30 protein-coding genes are annotated in these 26,239 nt (G+C 40.4%); 9 read left to right on the top strand and 21 right to left on the bottom strand.

The annotated features are described in order from the left end of the window. Positions 1-6: 6 nt before the first annotated feature. Together gap and tkt are read right to left on the bottom strand one after the other, a co-directional pair. Positions 7-1,011, bottom strand: coding sequence for a type I glyceraldehyde-3-phosphate dehydrogenase (gap, locus tag QVL57_RS03435; protein ID WP_290075744.1), 1,005 nt, complete (start codon positions 1,009-1,011; stop codon positions 7-9). Between the two features lie 23 nt (positions 1,012-1,034). After that, positions 1,035-3,038 (bottom strand): transketolase, encoded by a 2,004-nt coding sequence (tkt, locus tag QVL57_RS03430; protein ID WP_290075743.1) that lies wholly within the window; start codon positions 3,036-3,038, stop codon positions 1,035-1,037. Between the two features lie 112 nt (positions 3,039-3,150). Between tkt and QVL57_RS03425 the strand changes: the two genes are divergently transcribed. Together QVL57_RS03425 and zapA are read left to right on the top strand one after the other, a co-directional pair. Beyond that, positions 3,151-3,420 (top strand): hypothetical protein, encoded by a 270-nt coding sequence (locus QVL57_RS03425; RefSeq protein ID WP_290075741.1) that lies wholly within the window; start codon positions 3,151-3,153, stop codon positions 3,418-3,420. Between the two features lie 9 nt (positions 3,421-3,429). Further along, positions 3,430-3,768: a cell division protein ZapA gene (gene zapA / locus QVL57_RS03420; RefSeq protein ID WP_290075739.1), complete on the top strand. Its 339-nt coding sequence runs from the start codon at positions 3,430-3,432 to the stop codon at positions 3,766-3,768. On the opposite strand, the gene QVL57_RS03415 is transcribed toward zapA, so the two are convergent. Further along, positions 3,761-4,171, bottom strand: a complete 411-nt coding sequence (locus QVL57_RS03415; protein ID WP_290075737.1) for a DUF1036 domain-containing protein — start codon at positions 4,169-4,171, stop codon at positions 3,761-3,763. The two genes, zapA and QVL57_RS03415, sit on opposite strands and share 8 nt — an antisense overlap. A 98-nt stretch (positions 4,172-4,269) precedes the next feature. Here QVL57_RS03415 and QVL57_RS03410 point away from each other — a divergent pair, with 98 nt between their 5' ends. Continuing rightward, a complete protein-coding gene (locus tag QVL57_RS03410) occupies positions 4,270-4,527 on the top strand; it encodes a DUF2312 domain-containing protein (RefSeq protein ID WP_290075735.1) in 258 nt (85 codons plus the stop codon). A 53-nt stretch (positions 4,528-4,580) separates the two neighbouring features. Here the strand turns inward: QVL57_RS03410 and QVL57_RS03405 are convergent, their stop codons facing one another. The 7 genes from QVL57_RS03405 to rpmF all read right to left on the bottom strand — a co-directional run bounded on the left by QVL57_RS03405 (position 4,581) and on the right by rpmF (position 9,337). Then, positions 4,581-4,973 (bottom strand): hypothetical protein, encoded by a 393-nt coding sequence (locus QVL57_RS03405; protein ID WP_290075734.1) that lies wholly within the window; start codon positions 4,971-4,973, stop codon positions 4,581-4,583. A gap of 65 nt (positions 4,974-5,038) precedes the next feature. Beyond that, positions 5,039-5,680 carry a thiamine diphosphokinase gene (locus QVL57_RS03400; RefSeq protein ID WP_290075733.1) on the bottom strand — a complete coding sequence of 214 codons (642 nt, stop codon included), beginning with the start codon at positions 5,678-5,680 and terminating at the stop codon, positions 5,039-5,041. 14 nt (positions 5,681-5,694) lie between these two features. Further along, on the bottom strand, positions 5,695-6,621 hold the full coding sequence (locus tag QVL57_RS03395) for an RNA polymerase factor sigma-32 (protein WP_290075731.1): 927 nt from the start codon (positions 6,619-6,621) through the stop codon (positions 5,695-5,697). Between the two features lie 173 nt (positions 6,622-6,794). Beyond that, on the bottom strand, positions 6,795-7,379 hold the full coding sequence (locus QVL57_RS03390; protein ID WP_290075730.1) for a CarD family transcriptional regulator: 585 nt from the start codon (positions 7,377-7,379) through the stop codon (positions 6,795-6,797). Between the two features lie 184 nt (positions 7,380-7,563). Further along, positions 7,564-7,899: a ferredoxin FdxA gene (gene fdxA, locus QVL57_RS03385; protein WP_290075728.1), complete on the bottom strand. Its 336-nt coding sequence runs from the start codon at positions 7,897-7,899 to the stop codon at positions 7,564-7,566. Positions 7,900-7,946: 47 nt separating this feature from the next. After that, positions 7,947-9,095, bottom strand: coding sequence for a hypothetical protein (locus tag QVL57_RS03380; RefSeq protein WP_290075726.1), 1,149 nt, complete (start codon positions 9,093-9,095; stop codon positions 7,947-7,949). Positions 9,096-9,157: 62 nt separating this feature from the next. Beyond that, complete coding sequence (rpmF, locus tag QVL57_RS03375; protein ID WP_290075724.1) at positions 9,158-9,337, bottom strand: 50S ribosomal protein L32; 180 nt, start codon at positions 9,335-9,337, stop codon at positions 9,158-9,160. A gap of 160 nt (positions 9,338-9,497) precedes the next feature. On the opposite strand from rpmF, the gene QVL57_RS03370 reads away from it, so the two are divergent. Next, entirely contained in the window at positions 9,498-10,400 is a 903-nt protein-coding gene (locus tag QVL57_RS03370; RefSeq protein WP_290075722.1) for a polyprenyl synthetase family protein, read from the top strand. On the opposite strand, the gene ispG is transcribed toward QVL57_RS03370, so the two are convergent. Beyond that, the gene (gene ispG / locus QVL57_RS03365) at positions 10,381-11,643 is read right to left on the bottom strand and encodes a flavodoxin-dependent (E)-4-hydroxy-3-methylbut-2-enyl-diphosphate synthase (RefSeq protein ID WP_290075721.1); all 1,263 of its coding nucleotides are present in this window, start codon (positions 11,641-11,643) and stop codon (positions 10,381-10,383) included. The genes QVL57_RS03370 and ispG overlap by 20 nt on opposite strands. A gap of 113 nt (positions 11,644-11,756) precedes the next feature. Between ispG and QVL57_RS03360 the strand changes: the two genes are divergently transcribed. After that, positions 11,757-12,071, top strand: coding sequence for a hypothetical protein (locus tag QVL57_RS03360; protein ID WP_290075720.1), 315 nt, complete (start codon positions 11,757-11,759; stop codon positions 12,069-12,071). A 46-nt stretch (positions 12,072-12,117) separates the two neighbouring features. Here the strand turns inward: QVL57_RS03360 and QVL57_RS03355 are convergent, their stop codons facing one another. Together QVL57_RS03355 and leuS are read right to left on the bottom strand one after the other, a co-directional pair. Further along, on the bottom strand, positions 12,118-12,660 hold the full coding sequence (locus QVL57_RS03355; protein ID WP_290075719.1) for a hypothetical protein: 543 nt from the start codon (positions 12,658-12,660) through the stop codon (positions 12,118-12,120). Then, complete coding sequence (gene leuS, locus QVL57_RS03350; protein ID WP_290075717.1) at positions 12,647-15,301, bottom strand: leucine--tRNA ligase; 2,655 nt, start codon at positions 15,299-15,301, stop codon at positions 12,647-12,649. The genes QVL57_RS03355 and leuS overlap by 14 nt, the downstream gene beginning before the upstream one ends. A gap of 77 nt (positions 15,302-15,378) precedes the next feature. On the opposite strand from leuS, the gene QVL57_RS03345 reads away from it, so the two are divergent. Next, the gene (locus QVL57_RS03345; protein WP_290075715.1) at positions 15,379-16,026 is read left to right on the top strand and encodes a YggS family pyridoxal phosphate-dependent enzyme; all 648 of its coding nucleotides are present in this window, start codon (positions 15,379-15,381) and stop codon (positions 16,024-16,026) included. 6 nt (positions 16,027-16,032) lie between these two features. On the opposite strand, the gene QVL57_RS03340 is transcribed toward QVL57_RS03345, so the two are convergent. Continuing rightward, positions 16,033-16,212, bottom strand: a complete 180-nt coding sequence (locus QVL57_RS03340; RefSeq protein ID WP_290075713.1) for a DUF1674 domain-containing protein — start codon at positions 16,210-16,212, stop codon at positions 16,033-16,035. 46 nt (positions 16,213-16,258) lie between these two features. Between QVL57_RS03340 and QVL57_RS03335 the strand changes: the two genes are divergently transcribed. Further along, on the top strand, positions 16,259-17,629 hold the full coding sequence (locus QVL57_RS03335) for an RsmB/NOP family class I SAM-dependent RNA methyltransferase (RefSeq protein ID WP_290075711.1): 1,371 nt from the start codon (positions 16,259-16,261) through the stop codon (positions 17,627-17,629). Positions 17,630-17,701: 72 nt separating this feature from the next. Next, complete coding sequence (locus QVL57_RS03330) at positions 17,702-19,417, top strand: heparinase II/III family protein (RefSeq protein WP_290075709.1); 1,716 nt, start codon at positions 17,702-17,704, stop codon at positions 19,415-19,417. Here the strand turns inward: QVL57_RS03330 and QVL57_RS03325 are convergent. After that, positions 19,402-20,496 carry a D-alanyl-D-alanine carboxypeptidase family protein gene (locus QVL57_RS03325; protein WP_290075708.1) on the bottom strand — a complete coding sequence of 365 codons (1,095 nt, stop codon included), beginning with the start codon at positions 20,494-20,496 and terminating at the stop codon, positions 19,402-19,404. The genes QVL57_RS03330 and QVL57_RS03325 overlap by 16 nt on opposite strands. A gap of 69 nt (positions 20,497-20,565) precedes the next feature. Between QVL57_RS03325 and QVL57_RS03320 the strand changes: the two genes are divergently transcribed. Further along, on the top strand, positions 20,566-21,015 hold the full coding sequence (locus QVL57_RS03320) for a universal stress protein (protein WP_290075707.1): 450 nt from the start codon (positions 20,566-20,568) through the stop codon (positions 21,013-21,015). Here QVL57_RS03320 and QVL57_RS03315 read toward each other — a convergent pair whose 3' ends face one another. From QVL57_RS03315 to sdhA, 6 genes are read right to left on the bottom strand one after another with little or no spacing between them, the layout of a single operon-like run. Then, positions 21,016-21,567 (bottom strand): biotin transporter BioY, encoded by a 552-nt coding sequence (locus tag QVL57_RS03315; RefSeq protein WP_290075705.1) that lies wholly within the window; start codon positions 21,565-21,567, stop codon positions 21,016-21,018. A gap of 5 nt (positions 21,568-21,572) precedes the next feature. Beyond that, positions 21,573-22,139, bottom strand: coding sequence for an energy-coupling factor transporter transmembrane component T (locus QVL57_RS03310; protein WP_290075703.1), 567 nt, complete (start codon positions 22,137-22,139; stop codon positions 21,573-21,575). Further along, entirely contained in the window at positions 22,136-22,810 is a 675-nt protein-coding gene (locus QVL57_RS03305) for an ABC transporter ATP-binding protein (protein WP_290075702.1), read from the bottom strand. Before QVL57_RS03305 ends, QVL57_RS03310 begins: the two co-directional genes overlap by 4 nt. Then, positions 22,794-23,600 carry a 1-acyl-sn-glycerol-3-phosphate acyltransferase gene (locus tag QVL57_RS03300; RefSeq protein WP_290075700.1) on the bottom strand — a complete coding sequence of 269 codons (807 nt, stop codon included), beginning with the start codon at positions 23,598-23,600 and terminating at the stop codon, positions 22,794-22,796. The genes QVL57_RS03305 and QVL57_RS03300 overlap by 17 nt, the downstream gene beginning before the upstream one ends. A 37-nt stretch (positions 23,601-23,637) precedes the next feature. After that, entirely contained in the window at positions 23,638-24,417 is a 780-nt protein-coding gene (locus QVL57_RS03295; RefSeq protein ID WP_290075698.1) for a succinate dehydrogenase iron-sulfur subunit, read from the bottom strand. Positions 24,418-24,429: 12 nt separating this feature from the next. Next, positions 24,430-26,238, bottom strand: coding sequence for a succinate dehydrogenase flavoprotein subunit (sdhA, locus tag QVL57_RS03290; RefSeq protein WP_290075696.1), 1,809 nt, complete (start codon positions 26,236-26,238; stop codon positions 24,430-24,432). Position 26,239: the final 1 nt, after the last annotated feature.

The raw sequence follows: 26,239 nt of genomic DNA, 5'->3' as shown, positions 1-26,239 counted from the left end.
TTTTCCTCAAGTATTTTTCATAGCTACCGCAACATCCAACATCCGATTAGAAAAGCCCCATTCATTGTCATACCAGGCAACCACACGACAAAATTTATTATCCATTACTCTAGTCTGATCAGCATGAAAAATAGCTGAATGCGGGTCATGCACAAAATCGCTACTCACCAATTTTTCTTCTGTATAGGCAAGTATAGTTTTCATATCGCCATACGCAGCGGCTTTCATAGCTTCATTGATCTCTGTTACGCTAGTCGATTTTTTAGCAGTAAAAGTAAAATCTATTAAAGAAACATTTGGGGTAGGCACGCGTATAGCTACCCCATCTAGTTTACCAGCTAGCTCTGGCAATACTAACGACACAGCTTTCGCAGCGCCAGTAGAGGTAGGTATAATAGAGCAAGCAGCCGCGCGAGCACGATAAAAATCCTTATGCGCACTGTCTAAAGTAGGCTGATCACCAGTATAGGAATGGATGGTTGTCATAAAGCCATGCTCTATCCCCACATGCCTATCCAAAATTTTTGCCACTGGTGCCAAACAATTAGTAGTACAAGAAGCGTTGGAAACAATAATATGCTCATTTGTAAGCTCTTTATTGTTAACACCGTAAACTACTGTTAAATCTGCCCCTACCGAAGGCGCTGAAACCAAAACCTTTTTAGCACCAGTTTGTAAATATGCAACAGCCTTATCGCGACTTGTAAACACGCCAGTACATTCTAATACTATATCTATATCCAAATCTCGCCAAGCTATTTGGCTAGGGTTTGATTCAGATGTAGCTCTTATAGTTTTACCAGCTATAATAAAGGATTTTTCTGTAACCTGCACAGGGTAAGAAAAACGTCCATGTACACTGTCATATCGCAATAAATGAGCATTTATCTCATTATCACTGCGACTATTTATAGCAACTAACTCTATATCATCGCGCTTATTTTCAAAAATAGCCCGCGTGACAGTACGACCAATACGGCCAAACCCATTTATAGCTATACGCGCTTTCATCGCTTTCTCCTACATTTAAATCTTTAGTCCAAAACTGGGTCTCGTTGCAAACGCCTATCCCTTACTAAACTAACTATATGTTCTGGCGTAATACCGAAATGCTCATAAAGCTGCTTTAATGTACCACTAGCGCCAAAACTATTTAACCCAACAAATATACCATCTAGACCTATAAATCTAGACCAACCAAGCTCGATTGCAGCTTCTACCGCTACCTTTATCGGAGAGTTTCCAATCAAAGCCCTTTTGTATGATGCAGATTGTTGTTCAAATAGCTCAAAACATGGCACAGAAACTACACGTGTAGCAATAGAATCTTCTTCTAATAATTTAGCTGCACGTAGGGCAATCTCTACCTCTGACCCTGAGGCAAATATAGTTACTTGAGCATCTTCGCCAGCCGTTTTTATCTCATATGCACCTAAGGCACAAAGATTCTCTTCTTCAAATTCTGTCCTTACGGTCGGTAAATTCTGTCGAGATAATGCCAAGGTAGATGGAGTATTTTTCGTAACTAACGCAAGTTGCCAACATTCTAAAGTTTCTATAGCATCTGCCGGACGAAACAGATTATGATTTGGAATCGCACGCAAACTTGCCAAATGCTCAACTGGCTGATGCGTAGGCCCATCTTCGCCTAAACCAATAGAATCATGAGTCATTACATAAATCACACGTAATTGCATCAAGGCGGATAAGCGCATAGCAGGTCTAGCATAATCAGAGAAACACAAAAAGGTGCCGCCATATGGAATGAAAGCTCCATAAAGGCTAATACCATTCATAATCGCTCCCATAGCATGTTCCCGAATACCATAGTGAATATATCGACCCGCAAAATCCTCTGCAGAAACAGCCGATGTTTGAGAGGTTTTGGTATTATTTGAACTAGTCAAATCTGCCGAGCCGCCTATAAGTTCTGGTACTATGCCATTTATTACCTCTAATACTAATTGCGAAGCCTTTCTTGTGGCTATATTTGGTACTTCTTCAGTCAAATCTTGCTTATATTGCGCTATAGTGCTATCAAAATTACCAGGTAGATCTCGTCTAACTAAACGCATAAATTCTGCGCTTAAATCCGTATCCAACGCTTCTAACTGTTTCTGCCAATCTTGAAAATGTCTGGCAGCACTCAAACCAGCTAATCGCCAAGCGTCTAAAATATTTTCTGGCACAGTAAAAGGCTCACAAGTCCAGCCCAAATTACTACGAGCAGCTGCCGCTTCTTCCTCCCCCAGCGGCGCTCCATGTACCAAATTGGTGCCGGCCTTATTTGGCGCGCCAAACCCAATAATAGTTTTACAAGCGATTAACGTAGGTTTTTCAGATTTTTGTGCTTTTTCTATTGCCTTAGCTATAGCTTCGGAATTATGTCCGTCTATCTTAATAACTTCCCAGCCACAAGCTTCGAATCTTGCGGCTTGGTCCGTCTTATCAGACAAGCTAATTTCGCCATCTATAGAAATATTATTATCGTCCCAAAATACGATCAATTTACTAAGACCAAAAGCACCAGCAAAGGAAATTGCCTCTTGCGAGATACCTTCCATCAAGCAGCCATCTCCAACCAGCACATAAGTATAGTGATTTATCAAATCACCAAAGCGAGCATTTAACATACGCTCACTCAAAGCCATGCCAACAGCATTGGCCAAGCCTTGTCCTAGAGGGCCAGTTGTAGTTTCAACGCCTCTTATATGACCATATTCGGGATGCCCTGCCGCTTTTGCGCCTAATTGGCGAAAATTTTTAATTTCATCTAAAGTAACATCTTCATATCCCGTTAAATATAACAAGGAATATAACAACATAGAACCATGCCCAGCCGACAAAACAAACCTGTCGCGGTTTATCCAATTAGGATTTTGGGGGTCATGTCGCATAAATTTTGTATAAAGTACGGTAACAATATCAGCAGCCCCCATAGGCAATCCTGGATGGCCCGAATTAGCTTTTTCTATAGCGTCAATTGAAAGAAACCGTATAGCATTAGCCATTTGTTCCTGCAGGGGGGTATTTTTCATCGATTTACTCTTAACGGATAATTGCATAACTGTGCTATATATTATACTATATTTTTACCGTCAATGTATATATTATAATGTATATCTTGTTTATATAGGCCACATTCATTTCATGACTAAATTAAAACAGAATAACACAGAAGACAACCATGATAGCATACAGCAAGCAACAGCATATCTTTTGCATTGTGTCAATTTATTAGAAACAGCTATAGCGCAACAACCAATAAGCGCACAGCACACGGAAAAACTGATTCTAGCACAGGCCCTAAAAAAAAGCGAAGAAGCAAGAGCAAAATTGGAAGCTGCGAATAATGAAGTCGCGAAAAAGCTTATCGGCACAATGGAATTGTTGCGCGATATTCTAGAAAGCCAAGAGTAAAATTAAACCATGGCACGTATTACTGTACATATAGATCAAAAAACTTACCACCTAGAATGTGAAGAAGGTCAGCAAAATTATATAATCAAACTAACGCAAAGGCTAGGCGAATATATCAGCAACATACGAGCAGAGTTTGGCGAAATGCATCACCAGCAAGCGGCAATCATGGCGGCTCTAATGGCAATAGATGAACTTACCTATGCAAGGCTTAAGCAAAAAAAATTAACCAAAGAGCTTGAAGATTTAACAGCCAAAGACACCGCTAATACCGCCAAAGCCATCTTAGAGGCAGCACAAAAAATCAAGGCAATAGCGGAAAGCTTGACTTTGGAACAAACTAACTAGATTTTTTATCCTTTAGATGAACTGTCCAATTCGCTTGTGATAAGGTATCTATCTCTTGAAATCCGGCTTTTTGAAATCCGCGGACATAACAATTCTTAACACCCGTAATATTGAATTTTTCGTCTTTCACACACAAAAAAATCGGCCCTTCCCAGCGGCCTTCATTTTTTGCATCTTCTGCATGCAAATAATAAAAGCGAGCTTTCAAAGGTTCTTTAATAAGAGCACTGCAGTTTAAAGGCGCCACCCGCCACCAACCTTTTGTTACCCATTCGCTTTTATCTTGATAACTTAAAGCCACGGTAACTACGCCCTGCGTATCATTGCACAACCGAAACTCCGCATAGGCTATTTGGGAAAATATAATTACCAAGAAAAAAACAGCCGCTATAATTTTTATCATAATACCTTACCAGTTTTCTATATATTTATCATATATTTAGAATTTTACCACATAGTGCTAACAGTTTTTATGGTTAATATAGTTTCCGGAGGAAAATAATGAGTGATATCTCAAGTGAAGCACAATCTATAGCCGTTGGCCAGTTACGCTCTTTTATTGAGCGGATAGAGCATCTAGAGAATGAAAAAAAAACCATATCAGACGATATCAAAGAAGTCTATAATTCGCTAAAAAGCGCAGGGTTTGACGCAAAAGCAGTAAAAAGCATAATTAAGCTGCGAAAGCAAGAAGACCATGAAAGAAAAGAAGAAGAAGCTATTCTTGAATTATATAAAGAGGCCCTAGGCCTATCTTAGGCACAAAAAAAGCGGCTCGCAAAGGAGCCGCTTTAGTTACCAGCAATGCTGTATTAGCAAGGCGCTCTATAAACTTCGCCATATGCATCTTTATGGTCGCAATAGCTAGCTGGTGTACGGGTTTGCGTAACTTTTACAGTAGCTACAGATCCCACAGGATGATGATGCATTCTTCTAACATGCACGCGCTCTACCCCGTCATCCTCTGCATATACCACATGCTTTTGCGTAGCAGCTGTACCTACAACAGCGCCTGCTGCACCGCCTAGAGCCGCACCAGCCAAAGCACCACGGCCAGAACCGGAAAGCGCCCCACCAGCCAAAGCACCTAAAGCTGCACCGCTTGCCCCATAGCCCACAGTTCTTTGCTCTGTTTGCGTACACGCACTTGCGCTTGCGCATAAAGCTGCAATTACACCAATAGTCATTAATTTATTTTTCATCATTTTCTTCCTTTGCTATTTACCCTACATAAGTAGTTCTAATGTAAAGCGGCCAGAGCCCTGGCCACTTACTGATTTAACGCCGCTACTATTACTGCTTTACCTAAACTCAATTGAAGCTTTAAAGTTCCACGCACTATGTTAGATAAAGTATGTGTAGAACCAAAATCTATATCTAAAGGCTGCAAATTATCTATAGACCATTCAGCGCCCTCAATAGCCAGCCCGTCTAATTTGGATAAACCTATAATGCTAAATTGTGTACCTACAGGCCAGTCATAAATCGTTGCCCCTGGTAGCAAGGCTCGACCTTCCTGATTACCGCTAGTCAATAAAACCTTTATACCGCGCTCGGTTAAAGCCATGCACATAGCGATATGAGCTAAACAATGATCAAGCCTAGGTCCACCAAAGGCCCCGCATAATATCAGCTCGGTTGCGCCGTTGCTTAAAGCCGCTTCAATAGCTATTTGGCCATCTGTTTTATCTTTGCTACTGGGAAAGCTAAGTTTTTCTACTCCACTATATTTTTCAAGCTCTTGCGGAGTGCAGGAGTCAAAATCTCCCACCCATAGGCTCGGCTTCATATTCAAAGCTGCCACATGTTTTATTCCACTATCGGCTGCGACTAATTTACTGTGCTTAACTTGCTCTCGCAACCTTGGCGTTGCTACCAAATCGCCTCCTAGCAATATAGTATATGCACCCATAGCTTTTTAACTCCTCAAAAATAATACGCCGTTTGCTCATTATGAGCGAGCAGCGCCGTACGCAATTTTTGTATAGCCCGTGCCTCTATCTGCCTTACCCGCTCTTTAGAAATACCTAGGGTTAACCCCAAGGATTCTAGGGTAACGTGATCTTCTCCTAAACGACGAGTTTGAATTATTTGCAACTCCCTAGCATTTAATACACGAAGCGCCTTTTGCAACCATAAACTCCGCCGCTTGCCATCTATACTACGCTCTACTAATTGATCTTGCAACGGCATTGGGTCAGCCAACATATCAATTTTCTGGATTGTAACATCTTCATCTTGCACTACAGGGCTACTAAGGGAATTATCATTTGAAGAAAAACGAAAATCCATAGTTTCAACATCCTGAACAGAGACACCTAATTTACTAGAAATTTTGTTATATAACTCATCCTTAGATAAATTTTTGTTCTCTGCAGTAAGCTTAGCGCGTAATCTACGTAAATTAAAAAACAAAGACTTTTGCGCCGAGCTAGTGCCACCGCGCACTATAGACCAATTGCGCAAAATATAATCTTGGATAGAAGCACGGATCCACCACGTTGCGTAAGTAGAAAATCGCACCTCGCGCTGTGGGTCAAATCTTGCCGCAGCCTCCAGCAAGCCAATACAACCCTCTTGTACCAAATCGCCAATTGGCAAATTATAACGCCTAAATTTGGCTGCTATGGAAATCACCAACCGCATGTGAGCCGTCGTTATTTCGTGTAATGCTTCACTTTCGTCATTACCTCGCCAACGGGCCACCAAATTTAGCTCTTCTTCCTTCCCTAAATAAGGCGCAGACATCGAGGCTTTTAGAATAGTGCGATTAAGCTGCTGCCCACTTTGCGGACTATCAGCCTTGCTACTTTTGCCGCTGGGGCTACGTGCCGCTGAAATACATTCTTGCATGTGCATCCTCTACCTCTTTTTATAACAACTTAAGCTAGAATTAGCTCAATATTACTCGAGAACGCTTTACACACTACTTTGTTGCATAGAATCTATACTTCTTTTACAACAATCGCAAGATTTATTTTAAATTTTATTAAGAAAAGCCCGAAAAAGCAATATTTACAAGATAATTAGGCCGCGACAACAACATTATTTTTATCTTGCCTTACAGCAACAGTCGCAGAGCTTTTTAATTTTCTCTCAACCGAATCCTCTAATTGTTTTTCAATTTCTTGAATAGAAGCTTCTAGTGAAATTTTTCGCACTAGGGCAATTTCACGAGAGAAACGATCTATCGCCACCTCATAAAGCTGTCTTTCAGAATAAGATTGGGTAGCTTGGCTAGGAGATTTAAAAAGATCGCGCACTGCCTCGGCCAACGCAAAAATATCCCCTGAATTAATTTTTGCTTCATACTCCTGCGCCCGACGCGACCACATAGCACGCTTTGCTTTAACCTTTCCATAAAGAGTTTTCAAAGCAATTTCTGCCGTATCATGTGTAACTAATTTGCGCATACCAAGAGCAATAGCTTTATTAACCGGCACTTTTACATGCATCCTATCTCTTTCAAACCGAATAACAAACAACTCAAGTTTTTGTCCAGCAACTTCCTGCTTCTCTATAGCCTCTATCTGGCCTACCCCATGGGCCGGGTAAACTATATATTCCAAAGCCTTGAAGTCGCGTTTAGTTGCCTTTGAGTTATCTGCCATTTATATATCCTTAAATTTATTTTAAAATTTTACCAAACCGAGCACAAAAAGCTCTACTTAACCAAAAAAGCAAAGCTTACACAATTATAAATCCTGATCGATGGTGTTAATCAATATTAACAATGATATAACAAAACGGCTAGTTAATCAACTAAACAATGAAGTTTCTAATAGATTAAATTTATTATTTTGACCCAGGATTTGGAGAAAAATATTTTTCAAACTTATTCAAAACGCCATCCATTTCTTTGGCTTCTGGCAATGGATCTCGCTTTGTAGTAATATTTGGCCATATAGAGGAATATTTTGTATTAAGTTCTAGCCAATTCTCTAACCCGGGCTCTGTGTCAGCTTTTATAGCCTCGGCTGGACATTCCGGTTCACAAACACCGCAGTCTATACATTCTTCGGGATTAATTACTAACATATTTTCCCCCTCATAGAAACAATCTACGGGGCAAACCTCTACACAATCAGTAAATTTACAACGAATACAATTGTCCAATACCACATAGGTCATATAATTACACTCTCCCTTAGCAAAAAACTACAATATTCAATAACAAATTAACTCTTATTGTTATTATTTTTTGCTGATAAAGTTAATTCTTTCCGTAATTTCGCTAGCGGAGCGAAAGGCGAATTAACTACCCTTTGGTTAAAAGGCCGTTTACGGAAACCATCTGATGGAGAATCTACTTTCACAAATTTTTTGCGTTTAAAATTCGCCCTGGACCGGTCCTTTCCTCTAGTAAAAGACCAAATATCAATTCTGCTTATAGGTTTATTTTCAGCGATTTCTATATGAGTAGCTCTTTCTGGTATTTTTGCCACCTCACCATGAAAATCTTGCGGCAACTCAATTGTTTTACGCATATAGCCCATAGCTGTTAAAATCTTTACCAGATTATCATAGCTTAAACCCAATAAAGAAAGAGCCCAAGGCGTTAGCACAAAATTATGCCCATCATAAGCTCCAGCAGGTTTAACTTCTTGCCCTTTGCGCCAAGACAAAGCTTCTTGGATATAAGTAGATAAACGCTCTGCTATGTCTACCCTCATAGCATATTCATCCCAGAACTCATACCCAGCCAAATTATAGAGCTTCTTCGGAACGGCTGAGTCGTACAAAAACGTAGTACGCCCAAGCTCTAACTCCTCCAATATATTACAGCTGGCCTCATTAATCGCATCAGTTTCTGCACTAGCTGCGTTATTAATCGCCCACAGCATTAGCAAAATCTTCACCGAGGCTGGTTTTATTATATCATATAAAAATACATGAAACCGACCAAACCGCACGCCCAATTTACGTAATTCAGCCCGCGCTTCTTGTTGCATTTTTTCAAGCTTGTCAGCAATCAATCCCCGCGGGACAATACCTTGATGCTGTACCAAGCTAGATGCTATTTCTTTGGCTATAGTATGAGTAAATTGCAAATCTTGCAACTTAGTTATTGGTGCCAAAGCAACAGCAAGCTCGGCGGCAACAAATCCCAGCAAACGTCTCTTATACACTTCATGATCTATAGCAGCATCGGCAAGCAAGGATTCATCTAAAATAAGCTTTGGTTGATAAAAATCGTCCCCGATAATTAGTTGAGCTAATACATTACTCTTGTAGCGTACAACGCCCTTTAGATCTAAAGTTAAAGCTGCATTACTATCGGCTAATAAGCCATCAAAAGCTTTATCCCCATTTAGCCGCTCACACATTCAACCAACCTTACTATTTATATAAAATCAAAAAATCGGCAACATTTCTGCGCATAAGTGACTTATTCTTTTATAGATAAAACTTGACGGCCGCGATACATACCAGTTTTTAGATCAATATGATGCGGGCGACGATATTCGCCAGAAACCTTATCTTCAACATAAGTAGGCGCTTTCAACGCATCTGCCGAACGACGCATACCACGTTTAGAAGGCGAAGTTTTTCGTTTAGGTACAGCCATTATATATTCCTCAAATTACAACAAATTATCCAATGCCAAAGTATTTTGGCAGAAATACAAGTAAAATATACTATTTAAAATAACTTTACTAGCATTTTCTTAAAGAAACCATTATAAAACTTTATAGTACCGCTCTAATTAAGTTAACTATTGTACAATTATGCTTACTTTTCACACCCAGTTACAAAATTATGCAAACCGCATAGACGCAGGTTTAAAAGAAATACTAACCCATAATGTACAAAAATTCGAGCTAGCCCGACCCCAAAAATTATTAGCAGCAATGCGCTATGCCTTATTAAATAAGGGCAAAAGATTACGGTCATTTTTATTATTAAAAACCACCGAACTACTTAATGGCAACGAATCAGCCGCCTTGCACGTAGCTTGTGCAATCGAAGTAGTACATTGTTATTCTTTGATACATGACGATTTGCCAGCTATGGACGATGATGATTTACGACGTGGCCAGCCTACCGTACATAAAAAATTTGATGAAGCCACGGCTATTTTAGCGGGCGACGCCCTTTTAACTTTAGCTTTTGATATTCTTGCCACACCGCAAGCAGGGCTAAGCCCAGCAAGCCAGCTACAATTGATCTTAGAGCTTAGTAGAGCTTCGGGGCTAGGCGGAATGGTTGGCGGCCAAATTTTGGATTTAGCTAATGAAAATAAAATCGCAAATGAGCAAGAAATCTTACTAACACATGCTATGAAAACTGGTGCGCTATTTAATTTTTCGGCCAAAGCTGGAGCTATCATTAGCCAGGCCAGCGAAGAGGAGGTAGCAATTATCGAAGCGTTTGGTTCTGCCATAGGGCTTGCCTTTCAATTAGCAGACGATGTTTTGGACTTAACCAGTACTAGCCAAAGCCTTGGTAAAACGGCTGGCAAAGATGCCAAAACTGGCAAAGCTACCATAGCTTCGCTCTATGGATTGGAAATGGCTAAAGAACAATTGCACGGTCTATTGGCCGAGGCAAAAAAACTACTGGCGCCTTTTGGAGAACGAGCCAATGATTTAAAAGCTATGGCTGATTTTATTAAAGATCGCTCTTTTTAAACCTTTTTTCTATATATTCCCGCAAAAAACCTTCAAATTGCTCCGCTATATTATTACCACGCAACGTGGCAACTTTTTTCCCCTCCACAAAAACCGGCGCTGCAGGTTCTTCACCCGTCCCCGGTAAAGATATCCCTATATCAGCATGCTTAGATTCGCCAGGCCCGTTGACTATACATCCCATTACAGCGACCTTTAGCTTCTCTATGCCAGCATATTTTTTACGCCAATCCTCCATGTTTTCCTTTATATCGCGCTGAATTTTTTCAGCTAAACTTTGAAAAACTGTAGAGGTAGTACGGCCACAGCCAGGACAAGCAGAAACTACGGGCATAAATTGGCGAAAACCCATAACTTGCAGCAATTCTTGTGCTACTATAACCTCCTTACACCGATCCCCACCAAGCGCCGGTGTTAAAGAAACCCGTATGGTATCCCCTATACCTTGCTGCAATAAAATCGCCATAGAAGCACTAGAGGCGACAATGCCTTTCGAACCCATTCCGGCCTCTGTAAGGCCTAGATGCAAAGCATATTCACTACGCTGGGCTAACATAGTATATACCGCTATTAAGTCTTGAACTTGACTTACCTTTGCAGATAAAATTATTCTTTCCCGAGCAAGGCCTAAAGATTCAGCAAACTTTGCCGACAACAAAGCTGACTGCACCATAGCTTCATACAAAATCTCTTTAGAACTCAAATTCGTAGAATTTTTGATATTATCATTCATTAAGCTGGTAAGCAATTCTTGATCTAACGAGCCCCAATTTACGCCAATACGTATAGCTTTACCATGAAGCTGAGCACACTCAATAATATTCGCAAATTGCTTATCTTTTTTCTCACCAAAACCTACATTGCCAGGATTAATGCGATATTTCGCCAAAGCTTTCGCACAATCTGGGTATTGGCTTAGCAGCACATGGCCATTATAGTGGAAGTCTCCTATCAAGGGCACATCTAAAGAGCGCTTTGCCAATTCTTCAACTATAGGTGCTACAGCTTTTGCAGAATCATCTCTATCTACAGTAATACGCACCAATTCTGACCCAGCCTTGTGCAACGCAACAATCTGCTCCACTGTTTCTTTTATATTGGCTGTATCGGTATTAGTCATGGATTGTATCACAATAGGATTATTACCACCAATAAGGATATTTCCTACTTTAACTGGCACGGTTTTATGCCTAGCAAAAGCCGCGCTATAATATGGCTGATCTATAGTTGCTGCGCTCTGCATATTATCTTCCTTATAGCTGACACTGCTAAATATAATAATATGTATAATGGAACTTAGCAAATATTATTTAGTTAGTGTTTGACACAGTTAAGTTTAGTACAAAGGAGTATAAAATGGATTTTCTAGATAATGATTACGGTTCAACACATGATGCGCAAAAACGTATCCATGCACTAAAGCGTGAAATCAAGGCCTTAACAAAGCATCACGGCCGTAGGTTACGCCATGAAATGCCAGAAGATTTTGATAGCTTTACAGAATCTTTAAAATATGGCGGCAGAAAACTTATGCACCGTCTTAGCGGCCATGCACAAGATCTAAGCTATAGCGCCAAGCAGCATCCAACTGGCTATACGGCACTGCTTATAGGGTTGGGCGCTTTAACCGCAGCTATATGCTCGTTCCGCGGCAAGCATCACTGCCACTAAATTAGCTAGTCGGTGCCCCGTTTGCCTAAGGCGGGGCACCTATTTTTTACCTAGACATCGCTTTAGCTGGCTTAACTTGCCAGGCCATTAAGCTCATATAGATTTGCTCAGCTAAATCTTCTGCCACACGCATGGTAGCACGCTCGCGTGCTTTTAAATTCGCATATTCCTGTTCTAACCTATCATAGGATGTTGCAGAACGTACAACGGCCGAAGCTAATTTACGCCCTGAATTTGTTTCTAGCACATAGCTACCCGTAGCTTCTACTATGCCAGAAATTGCCTGGGCACTTACGTCTAGATTCATTCGATCTGCGCCTATTAAGTTAGTGCGATAATTATATTGCCCAGTAACTTTAAGTTTATATTTATTATTTTTATTCGTGCTGGCAGTGTGCAACAAATCTACCAACTTATTATCGATAATTTGTGTAAATCTATCTGTTGGTTTACTAAGAGCTATATTTGACAATACAGTAGGAGCAACCACATTATCGCTTTTATAAACTGGGCGCACTACACAGGCGCTTAGGCTAGAGACCAGAGTAATGGTAAGCAATAAATTTTTTAGCCAGTTAAAACACCACATTTACTATTCTCTGTTTTACGATAATTATCTTTTTTGGCGCAGCATTTTGGCACAATTTACGGACCCAATCTAATTGCAAAATTTGTAGCTTCAATTCCTCGTCCGAAATAAGCTTTGACACAACAATTTCGCCACGTTTCTTTCCATTAACCTGTATTGGCAAAGTAAACAAATCAGAGCTTAATAAAGACTCATCGTGAACTGGCCAAGCAGTTTGCGCAATAAACCCAGCGCCGCCCAGCGCCGCATGGCCCTCTTGCGCTATATGTGGAATTATCGGAGCACATATAATCAATAAAAAATCTAATGCCTGCCTAATGGCTGCCTTTGCTTGCGCCTCTGGCGGTATTTTCAACAGACCAGGCTCTAAAATATTCACCAATTCATAAATCCTTGCCACCGCACGGTTGAAGGCGAGCTTTTCATAATCATCCTTTACAGCCTTTACAGCCGCATGCGCCGCTTTGGTTATTTTCAGTACAGCTTCGTCAGAGCCGCGATAAGTAACAGGCGCTACATTCACCAGCGCACCCTGCCCAGCTTTTATAAGACGCCACAAACGCTGAATAAATCTATGCGCTGCCTCTACGCCTGCGTCCGTCCAAATTACATCACGTTCTGGCGGTGAATCAGACAACATAAACCAACGCGCAGTGTCAGCTCCATAAGCTTCTATTATATCGTCGGGGTCTACAACATTTTTTTTCGATTTAGACATTTTTTCTATCGGCCCGATTTCAACAATTTCGCCTGTATCTCTTAGCCTAGCTACCCGCTTTCCATCTATTTCTTCTATGCTTAATTCATCTGGCGCAACAAAATTACCCATCGCTGTCTTGTAAGTTTCATGCACAACCATACCTTGGGTAAATAAACCTTGAAACGGCTCTGTAACGTCAGTAGCAAAATTGCCTATACGCGCCATGGCTCGCGCGAAAAATCTGGCATATAATAGATGCAATATCGCGTGCTCAATACCTCCTATATATTGCTTAACTGGTAACCACACACTGCTTAAAGCTTTATCTATAGCCGTTAAATTGTGCGGGGCTATAAATCGAGCATAATACCAAGATGAATCGACAAAAGTGTCCATAGTATCAGTTTCTCTACGCGCCATCTTGCCACACAGCGGGCAAGCGACTTTGCTCCAACTAGAGTGACGTTCTAACGGATTACCAGGTACATCAAAGGTAACATCTAAAGGTAGTTTAACTGGCAAATCGCTACGCGGTACTGGTTGTACCCCACAATCTTGGCAATATATTATCGGAATTGGGCAGCCCCAATAACGCTGACGGGATATACCCCAGTCACGTAAGCGATATTGCGTTTGTTCTATTGCCTGTGGCAACTGCCCTATTAATCTACTGCCAAGACGGGCGCTAACCTCTGCAATTGCTTGGGCAGAGCCCATACCATTCAAAAATTCAGAGTTTATAAGCGTGCCTTCGCCAACATAGGCTTTATCAGCAATGTTAAATTCTGCATTTGCTATGTTTGACGGTAATATTACAGGCTTAACTGGTAGCCCATATTTATGCGCAAAATCTAAATCCCGCTGGTCATGCGCTGGGCAACCAAAAATGGCCCCCTTACCATATTCCATTAATACAAAATTGGCTACATATACCGGAACATTCCACTGCGGATCAAAAGGATGCTGGCAATAAAGCGACGTAAAATAGCCTAATTTTTCTGCCTTATCCCGCGATTCAGTATCTGTTGCGCCCTGAGCGCATTCGGCAAGAAATTCCTTTAAATTCTCATCATGCTGAGCTAAAAGCTTTGCCAAAGCGTGATCAGGTGAAATAGCAATAAAAGAAGCGCCAAATATAGTGTCAGCCCTAGTAGTATATATTTCTATAAATTCTGCATGCTTAGCATCTAAAGCCGCTACGAACTCACAACTGGACTGTGCAAATAACCAACGCATGGATAGACCTTGCGATTTACCTATCCAATTTTTTTGCATTATTTTAACTTTTTCAGGCCATTCCTTCAGCTCATCCAAACCCCGCAACAATTCTTCACTAAAATCGGTAATGGCAAAAAACCACTGTGTTAGCTCTTTGGTTTCGACTAGCGCGTTAGATCGCCAACCGCGGCCATTTATTACTTGCTCATTGGCTAGCACAGTTTGATCAATAGGATCCCAATTTACCTTTGCCGTTTTACGCTTTACCAAACCATGCTCATACATGTCCAAAAATAATTGTTGCTGAAAACCATAATAATTTTCATCACAAGTAGCAAATTCACGGCTCCAATCTATAGACAACCCAAGCGCCTTCAGCTGCGTGCGCATAGCGGCTATATTGCTATAAGTCCAGTCTCTGGGTTGTACCTTGTTTTGCATAGCTGCATTTTCTGCTGGCATCCCAAAAGCGTCCCACCCCATAGGATGCAAGACTTTGTAACCGCAGGCCATTTTAAAGCGCGCCACAGCATCGCCCATAGTATAATTACGAACATGTCCCATATGTATGCGCCCAGAAGGATAAGGAAACATTTCTAGTACATAATAGGGCTTTTGCCCTTGTTCCAAGGTAGTTTCTAACTCAAACAGCTTCGTTTCTGCCCAAGCTTTTTGCCATTTTAATTCTGTAGCTTTAGGATTATAGCGCTCTATAGTATTCATTTTTATCCACAAATCGTATATTACTAACATTATTATGTTAGCATAGATCTATACTTATTTAAAGAACAGACATCGGAATGATAGAAGAGAATTATAAAAATATCTTAAACGATATTAAGCAAACTAATCAAGTGGCTGGCATTCCAAGGCTTATTGCCGTGTCTAAAACCATACCAGCCAATAGTTGTGAGCAGCTATTACGGCTAAATCACCGACGATTTGGAGAAAACAGAGTACAAGAAGCAGAGGAAAAATGGCCCCCATTACGCAAGCTCTATAGCGATATCGAACTACATTTAATCGGCCCGTTACAATCAAATAAAACAAAACAAGCCATGCAGCTATTTGATGTAATACAAAGCGTAGATCGTGAAAAAATTGCAGCGCTGTTGGCTGAACAAGAACAGCAGCAACAAAAATATCTACGCTATTATATACAAATCAATATCGGGGAAGAGACGCAAAAAGCTGGCATAGCGCCTTTAGAAGCAAAAGAATTTGTTAGTTATTGCCGTAATGATTTAAAACTGAACATAATAGGTCTAATGTGTATACCGCCAGCAACACAAGCTAGCGGTATATATTTTGCCTTGCTTAATAAATTGGCCAGTAAATGCAGCCTTACCAATCTTTCGATGGGTATGTCAAAAGATTATCGCACAGCAATAGCATTCGGCGCTACGGACATACGCATAGGGTCTGCTCTATTTGGCAGTCGCACATAAGCTGGATCAAAAATCTATGGTTCTGCCTTTTAGTTCCCAGTCGCCATAACGCACTGGGTCCGGCCCATCGCGCCCGCCTAGCTCTTTTGGTAAATTAGCCAAATTTTGTTCTGCGATTTTACGTCGTGCTGCAGCCTCTGCCAATGCCCTCTTTGCTTGCAAATTTTGATCTATAGCTAACTTCATTGCATGACTCCTTCCATTTAGGCTAATTATAATATATAGCATAATTATGGAACAGGATAAATCAAAAATCACTCGCGGAGCTGAGGCTAGAAAAGTAGCCCTGCAACTCTATACAATAATAATTGAAAAGCGAACATCTTTAAGCGGTCTTACGGATAATAGTGGCGGCGCGCATAATTATTTAAAGTTAAACCCCTCAGATCGTTCTTTGGTAAAAGCAATATTGCAGACAGCTTTGCGGCATCGGCAACAAATCGAACATATACTAAAAGATTATTTAAAAAAACCTTTGCCGCTAGGCGCTAGTAGATTGAATTATCTTCTGCATATAAGCTTAGCGCAGTTATTGTATTTACGCGTTGCGAGTTTTGCCACAATAAATATTGCCGTGGATTTAGCTAAGCAAGACCCACGAATGCAGCGCTTTCATAAATTGGTAAACGCGATATTGCGCTCTGTTGTACGGGATATTACTGCTAATAAATTAGAAAATAAATTTTTTAAACAACAATTACAAAATTTGCCCAAATGGTTCAGCGATCTATTGGTAAAGGATTACGGAGCAGATAAAGCAGAGGCTATTGCAAAGGCTATAAATAAGCCCTCTGCCCTAGACCTTACTGTAAAAACACAGCCAAAAAACTGGGCGCAAAAGCTAGAGGCAACAATATTATGGGGGAATAGCATAAGGCTAAATAATAGCTGCAAAACTAATATACAAAAATTAGAAGGCTACGAAGAGGGTGAATGGTGGGTACAAGATTGTGCGTCTACTATAGCGGCCCTATTTTTAAACAAAAAAGAATTTAATAATATAGCTGATTTATGCGCTGCTCCAGGTGGCAAAGCTGCGCAATTAATTAATCAGGGCGCAAAAGTTACAGCTTTTGAAATCAACCCCAGCCGCTATGAAAGGCTAAGGGAAAATATGGCGCGCCTCCAAATGCACGCTGAGCTTATAAATACAGATTTTCAAACCTATAAGCATCACAACTTCTTCGACGCTGTGCTTCTAGATGCTCCATGCTCATCTACTGGAACCATAAATAAAAATAGTGACATATTATGGACCAAAGGACCAGAGGATATTAAAAGCTTGAGTAACTTACAATATCAAATGTTACAAGCTGCTGCAAAATATGTAAAAATCGGCGGCACTATTATCTTTTCTAATTGCTCGCTCGCCAAGCTGGAAGGCGAAAATATGATTGAAAAGCTATTAAAACAAAATAATAATTTGACCTTAAAAAAATTCACTATCGATGAAGATATCTTTAGCAATTACCCGCAATTACAAAGCTTTATCACCAAAGAAGGCTTTTTGCGTACTAGTCCAAGTGATTTTGCAAAAATCTTTCCGCATTTGCCGGGGGCAATGGACGGATTTTTTATAGCTCGCTTAGTTAAATCAACCTAGCTATTAATATTTCATTCACCTTACTGGCTTAAAACATTCCTATAGTAAAATATAAATATAGGGACATAAACTGTGGCTATTTCAGTTGCAATTAATAAACCATTCCAATCAGCCAAAGATTTCTTAAAAACAGAATTGCTAAAACAGCATTTTGGTCTATGCAAACTCAAAGTCGGGCCGTTACCTAGCTGGCGTTTCAAATCTTTTAAAACTTTTGAAATATTGCTAGAAGCTGCCGATTTTCACCCTATTAATGCCGAGCAGATAAGAGAGTTTTATCTAGGCAATTTTGCGCTTGGTGGCCGCATGGTCCAAGCTGGGGGAGCTTCGCCATTTTCCTTACACCCACCAACTCTAGAATTTGCTGAAGCTTTACATGATTTTAGCTGGTTGCGCGATTTAAGGGGTGCCAAAACTCCATTATCAGCTACCTTTGCGCGCGCTATGGTACAAGAGTGGTTAGATAGCTGCAATTATAAAGCTGGAACAACACCATGGCGGCCGGATATAGTAGCGCGCAGACTTATCGCCTGCCTGTCGCATTGTCGTATGTTGGTCGAGGGTGCTTCGGGTAAATTTATAAAAAAATTCCTTAAATCATTAAGTTTCCAATTTCGATATTTGTATATTTCTGCAAAAACTATGCCAGAAAACGAAAGAAAATTACAAACCTATATTGGGCTATGTTTTGCAGCTATAAGTTTGAATATAGACGAAAAAAAACGGCAATATATCTATAAGCAATTGAGTAACTGCCTTGATAAGCAAATTTATCCAGATGGCGGCCATATTTCCCGCAACCCTACTGTGTTAATAAATTTACTCTTTGATCTACTTTCTATACGCTACAGCTTCAATTATATGGGCCAAGCCGCTCCAATAGCAATTCATAACGCTATCGAACGCATGATACCAGCCTTGCGTATGTTCTGCCATCAAGATGGTAGTATAGCTAGATTTAATGGCGTAGGGGCTATTTTACCAGAAAAACTTAGCAGTATTTTTGCCTTAGATGAGGCACAAGGCGAGGCATTTAGCTACGCCCCGTACTCAGGCTATCAGCGCCTACATGCAGAAACTACAACTATTATTGCGGATATCGGCAAAGCACCACCTTTTTATGCTTCTTATAATAGCGGCGCTGGCTGTCTTTCTTTTGAAATGTCATCTGGCAAACACAGCTTTATTGTTAATGCGGGGCTAGATTATTTTGCAAAAAATGAACACAAGCATTTAGGTCGCTTAAGCGCTGCGCACTCTACCGCCACGATAAGCAATAGTTCTGCCTGTGATTTTATAAGCCTTGACCAAAAAAATAATGAATTAGTTATCAATGGCAATTTTAATGTTTCTAGCGAGCAAATTAAAGGCCCGCAACAAATTGGCTTTATTGCTAGCCACGATGGCTACAAAAAAAAATGCAATTTACTGCACGAGCGCAAGCTCACCTTAACTTTAGACGGTAATGTTATTCAGGGTATGGATAGATTTTTTACAGCTGGCGTAAAAGATGCCTGCTTAAAGGGTAGCGACCAGATCACCCTGCGTTTTCATTTACATCCAGATATCGAGCTTAGCTACAGCCCAATGGGCAATATATGTTTACAAGCAAAACAAGGTGATGTTTGGCAATTCAGCTGCTCTAATATCGATGCAGAAATTGAAGATTCCATATATTTTGCTTCGCTAAAAGGCGCGCAAGCCACTAAGCAAATTGTACTAACTTTTCGTCCTAGCCTATTAACGAAAATACACTGGTTATTTCAGCGCACCTATAGCGCGTCTTGAGTTTCTGTTACGACCTGCTGGGTAACTTTAACAGCCACCGTAGGTACATAAATTGGCGCTACTTCTGCTACAGTAATTTGTGTACCCATGGGAGCGATATAGGGAGAAGTTAAAATTGGTAAGCCATTTTTATTTAGATATTTACTACGTTTTTTCCAGGCATCAAGAGAACAAACGGCTTGTGAGATATTCGGCGCCTGGGTAGAATAAGAATCTAAAGGCAAAAGCTCTGTTAATAGCTTACCGTTTATGGTTTGCTGTTGAAAGCCAGTCTCCAACAAATTCGCCATGGTTTCTTCGCGTATATCCAATCTTGTAGCACCCAAAACTACCGCTATTAAAGTACGCCCAGCTCTTGTTGCACTAGCTACCAGATTATAGCCAGAAGCGCAGATAAAACCCGTTTTCATACCATCTATACCAACAAAGCGCCCTAGTAAATTATTAGAGTTAAGCATTATCTTGTGGCTATTAGCGTATCTTATAGCATTTATAGAAAAATAATTGCTATATTCTGGAAAATCTCTGCGCAAAGCGCAGGCTAAAATAGCTAAATCACGCGCCGTAGAATAATTATCACTATTCGGCAAGCCATTGGCGCTAGCAAAATGCGTATAATTCATTGCCAGTTGCCTAGCCTGCATATTCATTAGCTTAACAAAATTTGCTCTTGTCCCGCCTATTAATTCTCCTATAGAGGTAGCAATATCATTGGTAGATTTTACCATCATAATCTTCAAAGCCGTATCTAAACTAAATACAGTGCCAGCTGGATAGCCAGAACAGCTAGGCGGCTGCGAAACCGCATAGCGTGATAAAGTAATTTTACTATCTTTCGTTAAAACACCATCTTTTAAAGCTTTAAAAGTTAAATACACCGTCATCAATTTAGTTAGCGATGCAGGATACCAGCGGTCAAACGCCCGATTTTGCGCTACCACGCGGCTAGATTGCATATCTACCAAGATATATGGCTTATTATAATTTATAGCAAAACTTGCAAAAGGTAAAAATATACTGCTAATACTCAGCCAACACAGCAGCCTTATTAACATTTTACGCCAACAAATATCGCTCATATTCTTTAATTATTTCCTTTAGCTTTATATATATAAAATATACATAAATTTATTAAAGCAAGGATTAAAATGTACAAAAAGATCTTAGTTGCCACCGATGGCTCAAAGATAGCGGAAAAAGGCATAATAGCTGGTGCAAAATTAGCCAAAGGCCTAAATGCTGAGCTATTTATAGTAACCGTAACCAGCGCGATACCAAGCTATACTATTGACATACAGCCTGAATATGCGGGCACAGCAAGCGCATTTGAAGATACTAATGCAGACATAGCAAAAGAAGCCAAAAATATCTTAGAGCAGGGCTGCGCTATTGCTAAGCAGTATTATGACAATGTTAAAGCCATACATGCCGAAAATCCTATAGCAGCCCAAGGCATAATTGACAGCGCCAATGAATATGGCGCGGAAATTATAATTATAGCATCGCACGGCAGAACTGGCTTAACGCGCATGCTACTAGGCAGCCAAGCACAAGAAATACTAAACTTAAGTCAGCTACCAGTGTTAGTTGTAAAATAATTATTTTAACTGGCTGCGCCGAAATAATTGCGGTAAAGCCTTGCGTAGATTAGACGCTGTTAAATAAGCTATGATAATTTTAATTATATCTCCTGGCAAATACACACTGTCTAATATAAATGCTTTTGTTAAGGGCATTTCTAAATAATGCACAAACCAAGCTATACCACATAGATGAATAACAAAGATACCACCTATAGCCAAAGAGGTAAGCTCACGCAAAGGAGTTAATCTAGTCCCTGAATATTTATATAGCATAGAAATACACAATGCCCCTGGAACCCAACCAAGCACATACCCGGTAGCTTGGTTGGTAAATACCGTAAGTCCGCCCTGGCCACTCGCCATCAATGGTATACCAAAGGCAACAATAATTAAAAACACCAGCATAGTTATTAAACTATATTTGGGTTGCAATATCGCCCCGGTTAGCATAACCGCTAAGGTCTGCGCCGTTATTGGTACCGGGCCAAAGACTAAAGGCGGCACCTTACCCATTGCCGCAATCAATGCTACAAATAGGGCTACAGCTGTAATATCTTTTACTCGCATACTAACTACTCCTCTAAACTAAAACCTCGCGCCTCAATAGCTTCTGCCACTGCATTTTGCATTTTTAGAATATTAACAAAACTGGCCTGCAATAATGAAAGCATATCACGCTCTATGCTTCTAGCTTTTTGCGCCTCTCTTATTTGCTGTATCAAACTGCCAACTAACGGTATAAAACGCAAACTCATGGCAAAAATTAACGCAAAAGCTTTAACATTTATCTTAAATAAACGTAACGGCGCCAATAATTTTTCAAACATAACCATAGTTAAAGAAATTGGCGTGGTCAAAGAAATCAACCCAGCTAATAAATACAATATCACTACTCTAGTTACACACAACACAGCTTGCCATACAGGCATGGTTAAACAATCCATGCCAAGCAAAAAGATTAAAAAAATACCGATAACGCGCAATTGCTGCCAAATGGTTTTGTGATTATATCCATACAAATAAAATAGCACCAATATCGCAAACAGAACCACAGAATCCGAAGTCATATTTGCGTGATACACGTATATGCTAGTAATAATCAGCGTAATAAATTTGCCAGCTGGTATTAATAAATTCATAGCCTAGATTCCAGATAATATTGAATAGAAACTTTTGGTACATCATCACAAATAACTTTTCCTGCCTCTAGTACTATAACACGGTCAAACTTTTCTATAAGCCCAAAATCATGAGTTACGACTATAATTTGCTGATCTAGCTCGTTAATTATCTTATGAATCACTTTTTTATTGCTAAAATCTAGCCCGCTGGTTGGCTCATCAAACAAAAGAATGCTAGGATCTGTTATCAAAATAGCGCATATAGCCAATATCTGCTTTTCACCACCGCTCAAGCTATGAATAGGCTGCCCCCGCAAATGCTGTATATTATAACTGTTTAATATAGAATCCACAGCTTTTTCGATATCTAGAGCCGATAAACCACGATTTTTTAGGCCAAAGGCCAAATCTTCCTCTACTATTGGCATAATAATTTGAGTATCTGGGTTTTGAAAAACCAACCCCATTTTCTTTCTTATCAAAGAGCCATTTTTCTTAGTAGATACACCATTTACAAACACTTCACCTTCATCCGGTTCAACCAATGCATTGAGCAACCGTAATAAACTAGTTTTTCCTGAGCCATTGTCACCTATTATAGCTATTTTCTTTTCACTTAACTCAAGCGTAACGTCCTTTAATATAACTTTAGCATGGCTTAATAAGCCGACATTATTTAGTTGTATCATTAGCTTTACCTTTAGCTAGTTGCGCCAAACGTACGCGAGCGGCTAAAGGCATGGGTGGCTTAGGTGCTTGCTGCGCAGCGCTTAGCAATAATTCATCACAGGCAGTCTCTGTCCGTTCAATCAAAGTTTTCAAAAAAATCTTCTTATCTAAACCAGCTTCAATGGCAGGCAATATTTTTACCTTAATGGTACCTTTATATTTAAAAAAACTGCCCTTTGGCCAATATAAACCAGCATTATGCGCTATAGCTACAACAGGAATTTTTAATGACTCATATATAGAGACAATGCCTATTTTATAATCCGGCTCAGCCCCGGGTTCACGCCGTGTACCTTCAGGAAAAATCAAAATCTGGCGACCAATTGCTATTTTTTGCTTTGCTGCGCTTATAATTTGCTTCAACGCCCTTATCGGCGCTCCACGATTAATTGGTATCATACCCATCTTATACATATATGAGCCAAAGCCAGGTATCCACATTAATTCACGCTTTAATATATAAGCAGGGTCATCTAAATAAGGTAACAAAGCAAAGGTTTCCCAGGCTGATTGGTGTTTTGGAGCTATTATATAAGACTTACCCTTAGGCAAATGCTCTAGCCCTTCTATTCGCATATCTATACCTGCTATAAGCTTTAATAAAAATAAGCTAACTTTGGCCCAAAGTTTTGGAAAAAACCAAGCATAACGATGCGGTAATAAAAAATAAACAGGCGCATACAACAGCATTTGTAATAAAGTCGCGATTATAAAAACTAGATTAAAGGCTAAAGAACGTATGAATAGCAAATTCTAGCTTTCCTATTATTATAAGAGCAAATAAATTCTATAATTGGCGCTCTACCATTAATTGCTTTACTTCAGCTATAGCTTTTGCTGGATTTAAACCCTTTGGACAAGCTTGCGCGCAATTCATAATAGTATGGCAACGATATAAGCGAAATGGGTCTTCTAAATTATCCAAACGCGAGCCTTTAGCCTCATCCCTAGAATCAGCTATCCAACGATAAGCTTGCAATAATACAGCCGGGCCTAAATAACGATCCCCATTCCACCAATAGCTTGGACAAGAAGTTTGGCAACAAGCACATAATATGCATTCATACAAACCATCTAGCTTTGCTCGATCTTCATGACTTTGCAACCATTCTTTCTCTGGCTCTGGAGAAACTGTTTGTAACCAAGGTTCTATCAATCTATGCTGTGCGTAAAAACGCGTTAAGTCTGGCACTAGATCTTTTACTACTGGCATAGATGGCAAAGGATAAATTTTAACTGGATGCGAAACTTCATCCATGCCTTTAGTACATGCCAAGGTATTGCTACCATCAATGTTCATAGCACATGAACCGCAAATACCTTCTCGGCAAGAGCGTCGCAAAGTTAGGGTTGGGTCAATATGATTTTTTATATATAAAAGACCATCCAAAACCATGGGGCCACAAGAGTCACGATCCACGAAATAAGTATCTAAACGTGGGTTATCTTCATTATCTGGTGACCAACGATAAATCTTAAACTCGGTAAGCCGATTTGCCCCCTGAGGTTTTGCCCATGTTTTACCAATTTTTACTTGTGAATTTTTAGGAAGTTTCAACTGCACCATTATAAAAATCCCTTAATATACACGCTTTTTCGGCGCAATTTTTTGCAAATCTATGCCACCATCTTTTTGCGGCGTCAACGGGTCTACATGCACAGGCCTATAAGATAAATCTACCTTACCAGAATCTTCTACTTTCGCAAGGCTGTGCTTGCGCCAATTTACGTCATCGCGTTCGGTAAAATCTTCACGAGCATGCGCTCCTCTACTTTCTTTACGAGCTTGCGCGCTATAAATGGTAGCGATAGAATTTGCCATCAAATTATGCAATTCTAAAGTTTCAACTAAATCTGAATTCCATATCATAGATCGATCTGTAACCTTAATGTCATCAAGTTCGTTCCAGATAGCAGACAAACGCACACAACCTTGCGTCAAACTTTCCTGAGTTCTAAATACAGCGGCGTCTTCTTGCATAGCACGCTGCATTTTTTCTCGCAGTACCGCCGTTGGCGTGCCGCCGTCGCTATAGCGCAATTTATCAAATCTAGACATAATTTTGTCCACTGCGGCAACATTTATCTCTGCTATAGCAGCATTTTTATCAATTACCTGTCCAGCTCTTATTGCCGCCGCTCTGCCCAATACTACCAAATCTATCAAAGAATTTGAACCAAGCCGATTTGCGCCATGTACAGAAGCACAACCAGCCTCTCCAACAGCCATAAGGCCTGGAATAACTCTATTAGGGTCATCCATCGTCGGATTTAATACCTCGCCCCAGTAATTTGTGGGTATACCACCCATATTATAATGGACCGTAGGTATAACGGGTATCGGTTCTTTAGTTAAATCTACACCAGCAAATATACGTGCTGACTCAGAAATGCCTGGTAAGCGCTCTTTTAAAATCGCTTCATCAATATGACTCAATACCAAGAATAAGTGATCTTTTTTTACACCAACTCCACGTCCTTCACGAATTTCTATAGTCATACAACGAGAAACAACATCGCGTGAAGCCAGATCCTTAAATGAAGGTGCATAACGCTCCATAAAGCGTTCGCCTTCACTATTAATCAAATAAGCACCTTCACCCCTAGCGCCCTCGGTTATTAAACAGCCAGAGCCATAAATACCTGTAGGGTGAAACTGCACAAACTCCATATCTTGCAAAGCCAACCCAGCGCGCGACGCCATGCCGCCGCCATCACCAGTGCATGTATGCGCAGAGGTAGCAGAAAAATATGCCCGACCATACCCACCAGTAGCCAACACCACCATTTTTGCACTAAATCTATGTATCTTACCGTCATCCAGATTCCAAGCTACGATACCTGTACAAACACCGTCAGTCATAATTAAATCTAGAGCAAAATATTCTATAAAAAATTGCGCATTATGCTTTAAACTTTGTCCATATAGGGTATGTAAAATTGCATGTCCGGTTCTATCAGCGGCCGCACAAGTTCTCTGTACTGGCGGTCCTTCGCCAAATTCTGTTGTGTGTCCACCAAAAGGACGCTGATAAATTTTGCCATCTTGCGTACGAGAAAACGGAACACCATAATGCTCTAGCTCATAAACAGCCGCCGGAGCATTCCTAACCATATATTCCATAGCATCTGCATCGCCAAGCCAATCAGACCCTTTTACAGTATCGTATAAATGCCATTGCCAATTATCTGGCCCCATATTAGCTAACGAAGCTGCTATGCCACCTTGGGCTGCGACTGTATGTGAACGGGTAGGAAAAACCTTAGTTATACATGCTGTTTTAAAACCCTGCTCGGCCATGCCCAAAGCAGCGCGCAACCCCGCGCCACCAGCACCAACCACTACAACGTCAAATTTATGGTCGATATATTCATAGCTATTTGCCATA

Source organism: Bartonella sp. TP (genome assembly GCF_030406085.1).
Classification (GTDB): Bacteria; Pseudomonadota; Alphaproteobacteria; order Rhizobiales; family Rhizobiaceae; genus CALTWN01.
The sequence above is the reverse complement of the archived record's forward strand: the minus strand, read 5'-3'. Positions and strand labels throughout refer to the sequence as shown.

What these genes read in the sequence shown, in the direction of transcription:
- sdhA (WP_290075696.1), bottom strand. Translation starts at nt 26,238, where the DNA reads ATGGCAAATAGCTATGAATATATCGACCATAAATTTGACGTTGTAGTG.
- QVL57_RS03305 (WP_290075702.1), bottom strand. Translation starts at nt 22,810, where the DNA reads ATGATACAACTAAATAATGTCGGCTTATTAAGCCATGCTAAAGTTATA.
- QVL57_RS03340 (WP_290075713.1), bottom strand. Translation starts at nt 16,212, where the DNA reads ATGAAGTTAGCTATAGATCAAAATTTGCAAGCAAAGAGGGCATTGGCA.
- QVL57_RS03335 (WP_290075711.1), top strand. Translation starts at nt 16,259, where the DNA reads ATGGAACAGGATAAATCAAAAATCACTCGCGGAGCTGAGGCTAGAAAA.
- zapA (WP_290075739.1), top strand. Translation starts at nt 3,430, where the DNA reads ATGGCACGTATTACTGTACATATAGATCAAAAAACTTACCACCTAGAA.
- ispG (WP_290075721.1), bottom strand. Translation starts at nt 11,643, where the DNA reads ATGCAGAGCGCAGCAACTATAGATCAGCCATATTATAGCGCGGCTTTT.
- QVL57_RS03390 (WP_290075730.1), bottom strand. Translation starts at nt 7,379, where the DNA reads ATGGCAGATAACTCAAAGGCAACTAAACGCGACTTCAAGGCTTTGGAA.
- QVL57_RS03345 (WP_290075715.1), top strand. Translation starts at nt 15,379, where the DNA reads ATGATAGAAGAGAATTATAAAAATATCTTAAACGATATTAAGCAAACT.
- leuS (WP_290075717.1), bottom strand. Translation starts at nt 15,301, where the DNA reads ATGAATACTATAGAGCGCTATAATCCTAAAGCTACAGAATTAAAATGG.
- QVL57_RS03320 (WP_290075707.1), top strand. Translation starts at nt 20,566, where the DNA reads ATGTACAAAAAGATCTTAGTTGCCACCGATGGCTCAAAGATAGCGGAA.
- QVL57_RS03425 (WP_290075741.1), top strand. Translation starts at nt 3,151, where the DNA reads ATGACTAAATTAAAACAGAATAACACAGAAGACAACCATGATAGCATA.
- QVL57_RS03400 (WP_290075733.1), bottom strand. Translation starts at nt 5,680, where the DNA reads ATGGGTGCATATACTATATTGCTAGGAGGCGATTTGGTAGCAACGCCA.
- QVL57_RS03315 (WP_290075705.1), bottom strand. Translation starts at nt 21,567, where the DNA reads ATGCGAGTAAAAGATATTACAGCTGTAGCCCTATTTGTAGCATTGATT.
- rpmF (WP_290075724.1), bottom strand. Translation starts at nt 9,337, where the DNA reads ATGGCTGTACCTAAACGAAAAACTTCGCCTTCTAAACGTGGTATGCGT.
- QVL57_RS03380 (WP_290075726.1), bottom strand. Translation starts at nt 9,095, where the DNA reads ATGTGTGAGCGGCTAAATGGGGATAAAGCTTTTGATGGCTTATTAGCC.
- QVL57_RS03395 (WP_290075731.1), bottom strand. Translation starts at nt 6,621, where the DNA reads ATGCAAGAATGTATTTCAGCGGCACGTAGCCCCAGCGGCAAAAGTAGC.
- fdxA (WP_290075728.1), bottom strand. Translation starts at nt 7,899, where the DNA reads ATGACCTATGTGGTATTGGACAATTGTATTCGTTGTAAATTTACTGAT.
- QVL57_RS03360 (WP_290075720.1), top strand. Translation starts at nt 11,757, where the DNA reads ATGGATTTTCTAGATAATGATTACGGTTCAACACATGATGCGCAAAAA.
- tkt (WP_290075743.1), bottom strand. Translation starts at nt 3,038, where the DNA reads ATGAAAAATACCCCCCTGCAGGAACAAATGGCTAATGCTATACGGTTT.
- QVL57_RS03415 (WP_290075737.1), bottom strand. Translation starts at nt 4,171, where the DNA reads ATGATAAAAATTATAGCGGCTGTTTTTTTCTTGGTAATTATATTTTCC.
- QVL57_RS03355 (WP_290075719.1), bottom strand. Translation starts at nt 12,660, where the DNA reads ATGTGGTGTTTTAACTGGCTAAAAAATTTATTGCTTACCATTACTCTG.
- QVL57_RS03405 (WP_290075734.1), bottom strand. Translation starts at nt 4,973, where the DNA reads ATGATGAAAAATAAATTAATGACTATTGGTGTAATTGCAGCTTTATGC.
- QVL57_RS03325 (WP_290075708.1), bottom strand. Translation starts at nt 20,496, where the DNA reads ATGAGCGATATTTGTTGGCGTAAAATGTTAATAAGGCTGCTGTGTTGG.
- QVL57_RS03370 (WP_290075722.1), top strand. Translation starts at nt 9,498, where the DNA reads ATGCTTACTTTTCACACCCAGTTACAAAATTATGCAAACCGCATAGAC.
- QVL57_RS03410 (WP_290075735.1), top strand. Translation starts at nt 4,270, where the DNA reads ATGAGTGATATCTCAAGTGAAGCACAATCTATAGCCGTTGGCCAGTTA.
- gap (WP_290075744.1), bottom strand. Translation starts at nt 1,011, where the DNA reads ATGAAAGCGCGTATAGCTATAAATGGGTTTGGCCGTATTGGTCGTACT.
- QVL57_RS03295 (WP_290075698.1), bottom strand. Translation starts at nt 24,417, where the DNA reads ATGGTGCAGTTGAAACTTCCTAAAAATTCACAAGTAAAAATTGGTAAA.
- QVL57_RS03310 (WP_290075703.1), bottom strand. Translation starts at nt 22,139, where the DNA reads ATGAATTTATTAATACCAGCTGGCAAATTTATTACGCTGATTATTACT.